This is a genomic window from Gluconobacter cerinus (assembly GCF_002723935.1).
GTDB lineage: Bacteria > Pseudomonadota > Alphaproteobacteria > Acetobacterales > Acetobacteraceae > Gluconobacter > Gluconobacter cerinus.
In genome coordinates this window covers 1-6256 of record NZ_BEWM01000027.1, presented here as the reverse complement: position 1 = coordinate 6256, position 6256 = coordinate 1, and the positions used below count along the sequence as shown (strand labels likewise).

The following is a 6256-nucleotide window of genomic DNA, read 5'->3' as shown; positions in this document are numbered from 1 at the left end:
GCCCGGATTGAGAAAGCGGACCAGGTCGATGACCGAGCCTTTGACGATCGAAGAGGAATTGTGCGGATCCCACCAGCCCTTGCCACCGTGGGTCACGATGATGCTCTCGCCTTTCACGCGACGAAAACGCATGTGACGGGCCGAGCTTTCGGAGCGGACGAACCTGTAACCGGCCTGCTCCAGAACAACGATACAACTGATCTCGTCACGAAACTTCTGGAGTTCGTCGTTCATCTGCTGAGGCGAGTTCTGGTAAGCCATGGCGGAATATCCTCCCGAACGTCCGTTACTTTCGATCTGTGAAAAGTATAGTAAATTCCCGCCGTAATATCCAATGAATACAACAGAATAGCGCAGAATATATTTACTTGATCGGATGAAATAGTTCTCGCGTCCAGAGCGACAAAAACCAGTTTTTCTTGTTCGTCCTGCGGGGGTTTCGGGGGCAGCGCAGCCCCCGGTGTTGCCGCTGAAAGGAGATGTGTGGAGACGTTTTTCTCGTCCCGTCCTGCCAGGAACACGACAGTTGCGGGCCGAGGGTGTCAGGACCGGAAGACTGCGGATCGGCAAAAGCGGGTTGCGGGCAGCGCGGGACAACGTCCTGCGATGAACGCGGCCCTCTTTTGACGAAAGACGCGGTCTGGAGCCCGAAGGGTTGTCTTGAGACCCTCGGACCGTGACTGTCACACTGATCGCATGACGGCGAGGTCGGAACACTGCTCCGTGCCACCCCGCAAGGGGTGGTTGAAGCGGCAACGTCTGATGATACGGCATGAACAGATCCTTCAAGAAGTATCACCAGTCTGCCCGTGCCATCTGCGACTGATGCCCCCGGCCTCAGCTTTTTTTCGAAGGCCCTGTGTCGGCCATCCCGTCTTCGTCCTTCTTCGTCTGCCCTTTCTGTCGCTCCAGGTCCGCCAGTGTGCGTCTCACGGCCTGTGAGAACCGCGTTTTTCCTTCCCAGAAACGGCGTGAATACGCGCGGCGGTCCACCGTTGCCGTCCTCATGCCACACCTTCCGACGATCGAGGCTGTCCAGGAGCTTCTCCTGCGAGCGGCGGCGCAGCGTCGCGGCCTTGCGGCGGAAACCGGCCGTCAGGCGCGATGGCAGCATGAGGGACTGATCCGTGTCTTCCAGGAACACGGCCTCTGCCATGAGGCGCACACTCAGGGCGCGCGCCTGACTGCGAGGGACTGTGAGGGGCGCGGGCGTCGAATAGAACATAAAGCCTCCTGAAACCCGCCTCCTTCAGGAAGCGGGTATAAAAAGACCGGCTCCAGGGCCGGTTTGCATGTGCGTTTCAAAGAAAGGAGGGTCAGCGCCCGGGATCGAAGAGGATCTTCACATCCCCGTCCTGTGCGCTGACTACGATCTCGGGCTCGGGCGGCCCCTGATCCGTGCGGACGCGGACTTCGTAAGCGCCGCGCACGAACACGAGCTGACCCTTGCGGGCGCGTTGTTCGAGCAGATCGGTCAGAAAGTCATTGTGGCAGACGACCCTGTGCCACACCGTCTGCGGGACGCGGCGACCAGTCGTAGTGTCGGTGCGCTGGCTGTCCGTTGCCAGACGAAAGAGGGCCACGCGGTGTCCGTCCTGCCCTGTGCGGATCTCCGGATCCGCACCCAGATTGCCAATGACGATGACAAGGCTGAAGGTCTGAGCCATTGTTCTGTCCTTTTCGCTTGCCCGTGTCAGAAAAGCTCGGCCTGCACGGGCGCGGCAGGGGGAGTCTGATGTGTGGTTGGCAGGGCGATCCGGAAGCGGTCAGCCAGACGCGCCAGATCGGCTCGGTCGCGTGCCTCCTGCTCGGCGGCAAGGGCGCGCGTGTAGGCGTCGATCAGGCCGCTGCCGATGATGCGGTTGCGGATATCGCGTTCGACGTCCGACCAGGTCCAGGCAGGATCGCCATAACAGCCGTACAGGACGATGCTGCGCAGAAAGCCCAGACGCGCCTGTGTCGTGGAAAACTGCGCCCCCCAGAAGCCGTGGATGTCGTAATGGGCGATATGCCCGAACATCTGGCTCAGCCGGTTGTAGAGCGTGCGGTTCCACGCACTCTGCGGAAATCCGCGTGCGATGAATGACAGCAGCGCGTTCCCGATCTTCGCCTTCTCGGCCGCGTCGCTGAACTGCGTTGCGGTGAGGCCCTGAGGCTGGATCGGTGGCCGTCGCAGCGTAGGACACGCGAGGGACGCTGGCTCCGGTCCGTTCATGAGCGCACCTCATGGGCGAGCATCGCCTCGACCTCGGCGAGATAGGCTTTGAACGGTGTGTCTTCAGGGATGACCCTGATCCAGTGTTCGGTGCCGAGGGATCCTGTCCAGCGGGCCTCGCTGAAACCTTTGGGATGATCTCCCCCGCGCTCGGGTGTGACAGACACAAGGAAGGAGACCTCCGGGTAATCATCGTGCAGGCGCGTGCCGTACTCGGCAACGGCTGCCCGGATCCCTGCAAGGTCAGCCGCCTCGATCCGCGTCTTTTTGTAACGGGCCGGAGATGAACAGGAGATTAAGCTCCCGTGAGAGGCCGCAGGAATTGCGGCGAGCGTGTATGTCGGCATGGTGATCTCCACAGCGCCTGATCTCGGGGTTCTCAAAGGAAGGAGGGGAGCACCACCACCAGAACGATGAAGGCTGCGAAAAGCACGATGCCTGCCACGAACTCGGCCAGTTCAAGCCATTCTGTGCGGTTGCGGGGACGCAGATCGGAAATGTCGGCCATGTCATTCTCCTTTTTTCTTCCATGACCCTTTCCGGCGACCGCAGCGGGGACTAGCTGGCAAAGGCGCTGCAACGCAGCGGGATCGGACGACCCGCAGCGCAGCGAGGACACGGCCGACCCACCCTTTGCCAGACAGGCTCCGGTGTGGTGCCTGCCCTCTCCTTTTTCCCTTCCCCCTTTTTCTTTTCCCGTCTCCTACTGCGCGAGATTGGCGACCTGCCGCGCCAGGCGGGCACAGAGCGCGCGCGTCACAGGATCGTCCTCGTCCACGATGGCCCCGGTCAGAACCGGCAGAAGGCGGCGCGCTTCAGGGACGGAGAGATCCAGATGCCAGCACGCACCGATCTGCATGGCCACGGCGTCCGGCTGATCGACCGGGCGGACGGACACCGAGACCTCATTGCCGTCCACGTCGTCGGGTTCGAGAACGGCGCTCTGACCGTCTGGCAGGCGAACCGGGCGCAACCCGCTTTCATTCGCCTCGTCGGCCGTCGCGTCCAGCACAAGTTGACCGGCTGCCTCGGCCGTGTCGGCCTCGACCTGAAAGTTGACGCGATCGGAGAGAAGCTGGCGTTCGCTGAGCGTCACAATAAAAACAGGCATGTCGGGCTCCAGAAATGGAAAAGGCCGCCCCGGAGCGGGCGGCCTTGAAGGGCAGACGAAAAAAGAGAGGCTCAGTCGCTCACAAATTCGGAGCTGCCGAACACATCCTGCCAGGGGCTGTTGCTCGTCAGATGGCAGTCAGACTGCCAGTCGTAATATCCGGACTTGAACCGCGAGGTGATGGCCTGGAGGGTTTCGGTCGCCGTCTCGTCCAGATCTTCCTCGGTCCGCACGGTCACACTGCCGTAGTGGCTTTTGCGGACGGAAAACTTCACCTTCGGGAAAGCCTTCTTCAGCATCCGGCGGATGTTTTTGGCCGCCAGCGTGCCGCTGCTGTCGTCGCCCTGCTCCAGATGGGCATAGTCGGGATTGACGCGGAGTGCTGCGACCTCGGCAGCATGTTCGGCTTTCGCGCGCGCTTCGGCTGCCACCTTCTCAGCCTCAACCTCTTCGGCATGGGTGCGGAGGAAGGCGATCTCCTCAGCGCTTGCCAGTTTCTTGTCGGCTTCGATCCGCCACTGGACACCGCGCAGAATGGCCTCGGGCAGACGACGGGAGATCGAGCCGCAGGCAAAGACGATATCGTAGGAGGCGCTCCCGCCCGACACGATGGCCCCGCCACGCGACAGAGACCGCACGGTGGTCGGGCTTTCCTTGCCGTAAACAGCCATGACGATCCCGGCTCCCCGGCTGTAGAGATGGGTGTAAACGCGGGTACCGACCTGAATGGGCACGAGTGAGGGGACGAACATCGTCTGATCCTTTTCCTTTGGATTTTCGTGATGTCTTCTTCCGCGTCAGCGCGGGAGGGCCGGGTCAAAAGCGGCGCGTGCGCCGGCACCGGAAGCGGCGCAGCCGGTGAGGAGCCACCTTTTGACCCGGACGGAGCGCGATGGCAGCGCCCCTCCCCTCCCTTCCTTTTTTTTCCCTCTCCCTGCTTCAGGCCACGACCACGATTTCGAGGTGGTCCCGCATGAACTGCATGGCCTCGTTACGCTCCGACGGCTCAGGCTCGCTCTCGGGCGCTTGCAGAGAGAAGGTCTCTTCTGTGTCCGGCTCCGTCACTGGCACGACAGGGTTGTTCGACAGATCGGCCTCATCATCGGTTGCTCCATCGAAGTCATCCTCAGACATCTCGTCCAGGTCCTCGTCGTCCACCACGCTTTCCAGCTCGCGGATCTTCGCCTGTTTTTTCTTCTGCTTTTGCGCCCAGACGTCCTGCGCCTGCGCAAAGGACGCCACCTCGGGCAGCCAATGGCCCTCCCCGACATGGTTCATGAGGGCCGCACGCATCTCCTTGCCGGTGTTCTGCGGCGCAAGCCCTTCTGCCTGCACGGCTTTGGTAATGCCGGGCTTGCTGTAGCATTTGAGGAACGCCTCAAAGGCCATGCTCGGCATCTTCTGGTCGGCACCGAACAGAACGCCCACGAGCTGCGCGGGCAGACCGCTGCCGCTGTGCATCGACACATCGCAGTTCAGGATGCTTTGCAGGACGGTGACAGCATGGCGTCGGATCAGCTTTTCGTCGCGGACAAGGCTGCCTTCGGGGAACAGGTCAGCCATCGCGAGCGTGCGCGCGGTTGGCTCTGACCAGTTGTTCCCGCTGGCATCTCCATGGACACGGACATTCTCGGCTTCCAGCGCCAGCAGAAGGGCTGCGATCAGCTCCCATGGATCGGCCGTCTCGGCCACCTCGCCGAGGGCTTCGCGCAAGGCGACGGTGCGGATCTCGCCGATCATCTTGTGGCCGGTCCCGGAAACGTCGGGGCGTTCCTTGGGGGCCTCGGGCTCTCCGGATCCGGTCGCGTGACTCTGTGTGAAGGCAACAGAAGGGCGACAGCGTTCTTCCACGATCTTCAGGGTGCGGGGATTGAGCCCGTAACCCATGACCTCACCCTCCTGTGTCGCCATCCATGTTCCCATGGTGATGAAACCTTCGGGCGCGCGGACGTATCCGTACTCGTCCGAGACCAGGACAATGGAGTTTTCGGGCCGCTCATTGTCCAGCCACTCCTGCTGCGCTGCCGCGTAAGCCGTGGCATCGAGCGTGTAGCGGCTGTCCGTTCCGGGCTCGGCAAACAGATCTTCCATCCAGACAATCTTGTGCTTGCGGGCAAGATCGTCGCCAAACCTGGCGTTGCGGGCGTACCATTCCTTCTGTTCAAGATTCCGGGCAAGGGCGCCCCAGGCCACGGTGTCCTCCGGATCTTCCGCCTTCACGCGATACTCGGCCGGATCCTCGTCGTCTTCGGCGCTTTCGGAAAACATTTCCGCCCATGCGTCACGCTGCTCGTCCAGAGAGGCCTGCGCGATGATCTTGCGCTGCCGCTCATCAGGGCCTCGGCCGAGGGCGATGGCATCCAGAATGGGCGGGTGCAGCTTCGCCAGAAGGCTGAGACGCTTGAGATAGCTCGGCGTGACCATCAGGGCGGCACAGACCTGCTGGTCTGTATAGCCGAGCTGCTCGCGCAGGCGGGTGACGCTGTTCCACTGCTCCGGCTCCGTCATGTCCAGACGCACGAAGTTCTCGCTGACGGCGGCCAGGGCATCAAGGTCTTCGCTCTGATCTCCGACATAAACGTCGATCTCGGTCAGACCGGCATAGATGGCGCCTTCTGTCCGACGGTGGCCTGCCACGATCATGAGGCGGCCGTCTTCCAGTTCCCGGACGGCCGGAGGATGAAGGATGCCAATCGCCTTGATATTCAGGGCGAGTTTGCGCAGCTCCTCAAGGCTTCCGATGGAAGAGCGCGGATTGTTCGGGTTGGGCACAAGGGTTTTCGGATCAACGCGGCGAAGCTCGGCCATGGAACGCTCTTTCTATGATTTTTCAGATGTCCCTCCCGCGTCACGGGCCAGCCAGCCGCGCAAGGCCGCGCGAAGCGCGCCCGGCCTGAGCCTTGCGCGGCTGGCTGGTTCGTGACAGCCCC

At 62.1% G+C, this 6256-nt stretch carries 8 protein-coding genes and 1 pseudogene; all 9 read right to left on the bottom strand.

The window, feature by feature from the left end; all coding sequences use genetic code 11:
• A pseudogene (locus GCE01_RS16275) lies at nucleotides 1-261 on the bottom strand (DUF3991 and TOPRIM domain-containing protein); the annotation flags it as partial.
• 103 nt (nucleotides 262-364) lie between these two features.
• Nucleotides 365-1225 (bottom strand): hypothetical protein, encoded by an 861-nt coding sequence (locus GCE01_RS16270; protein ID WP_099213674.1) that lies wholly within the window; start codon nucleotides 1223-1225, stop codon nucleotides 365-367.
• A gap of 91 nt (nucleotides 1226-1316) precedes the next feature.
• Nucleotides 1317-1667, bottom strand: a complete 351-nt coding sequence (gene ssb, locus GCE01_RS16265; protein WP_099213673.1) for a single-stranded DNA-binding protein — start codon at nucleotides 1665-1667, stop codon at nucleotides 1317-1319.
• A 26-nt stretch (nucleotides 1668-1693) separates the two neighbouring features.
• The gene (locus tag GCE01_RS16260) at nucleotides 1694-2215 is read right to left on the bottom strand and encodes a hypothetical protein (protein ID WP_099213672.1); all 522 of its coding nucleotides are present in this window, start codon (nucleotides 2213-2215) and stop codon (nucleotides 1694-1696) included.
• Nucleotides 2212-2562: a hypothetical protein gene (locus GCE01_RS16255; RefSeq protein WP_099213671.1), complete on the bottom strand. Its 351-nt coding sequence runs from the start codon at nucleotides 2560-2562 to the stop codon at nucleotides 2212-2214. The genes GCE01_RS16260 and GCE01_RS16255 overlap by 4 nt, the downstream gene beginning before the upstream one ends.
• A gap of 32 nt (nucleotides 2563-2594) precedes the next feature.
• Nucleotides 2595-2723, bottom strand: coding sequence for a hypothetical protein (locus GCE01_RS17380; protein ID WP_277352348.1), 129 nt, complete (start codon nucleotides 2721-2723; stop codon nucleotides 2595-2597).
• 195 nt (nucleotides 2724-2918) lie between these two features.
• Nucleotides 2919-3326 (bottom strand): hypothetical protein, encoded by a 408-nt coding sequence (locus GCE01_RS16245; RefSeq protein WP_099213669.1) that lies wholly within the window; start codon nucleotides 3324-3326, stop codon nucleotides 2919-2921.
• Between the two features lie 71 nt (nucleotides 3327-3397).
• Complete coding sequence (locus tag GCE01_RS16240) at nucleotides 3398-4078, bottom strand: LPD29 domain-containing protein (protein ID WP_099213668.1); 681 nt, start codon at nucleotides 4076-4078, stop codon at nucleotides 3398-3400.
• A gap of 187 nt (nucleotides 4079-4265) precedes the next feature.
• Nucleotides 4266-6134 (bottom strand): ParB/RepB/Spo0J family partition protein, encoded by a 1869-nt coding sequence (locus GCE01_RS16235; RefSeq protein WP_099213667.1) that lies wholly within the window; start codon nucleotides 6132-6134, stop codon nucleotides 4266-4268.
• Between the last annotated feature and the right edge of the window lie 122 nt (nucleotides 6135-6256).

Excerpts from the sequence above, each read along its gene's own strand:
- GCE01_RS16240 (WP_099213668.1), bottom strand. The coding sequence starts at position 4,078 with ATGTTCGTCCCCTCACTCGTGCCCATTCAGGTCGGTACCCGCGTTTAC.
- GCE01_RS16260 (WP_099213672.1), bottom strand. The coding sequence starts at position 2,215 with ATGAACGGACCGGAGCCAGCGTCCCTCGCGTGTCCTACGCTGCGACGG.
- GCE01_RS17380 (WP_277352348.1), bottom strand. The coding sequence starts at position 2,723 with ATGGCCGACATTTCCGATCTGCGTCCCCGCAACCGCACAGAATGGCTT.
- GCE01_RS16245 (WP_099213669.1), bottom strand. The coding sequence starts at position 3,326 with ATGCCTGTTTTTATTGTGACGCTCAGCGAACGCCAGCTTCTCTCCGAT.
- GCE01_RS16255 (WP_099213671.1), bottom strand. The coding sequence starts at position 2,562 with ATGCCGACATACACGCTCGCCGCAATTCCTGCGGCCTCTCACGGGAGC.
- ssb (WP_099213673.1), bottom strand. The coding sequence starts at position 1,667 with ATGGCTCAGACCTTCAGCCTTGTCATCGTCATTGGCAATCTGGGTGCG.
- GCE01_RS16270 (WP_099213674.1), bottom strand. The coding sequence starts at position 1,225 with ATGTTCTATTCGACGCCCGCGCCCCTCACAGTCCCTCGCAGTCAGGCG.
- GCE01_RS16235 (WP_099213667.1), bottom strand. The coding sequence starts at position 6,134 with ATGGCCGAGCTTCGCCGCGTTGATCCGAAAACCCTTGTGCCCAACCCG.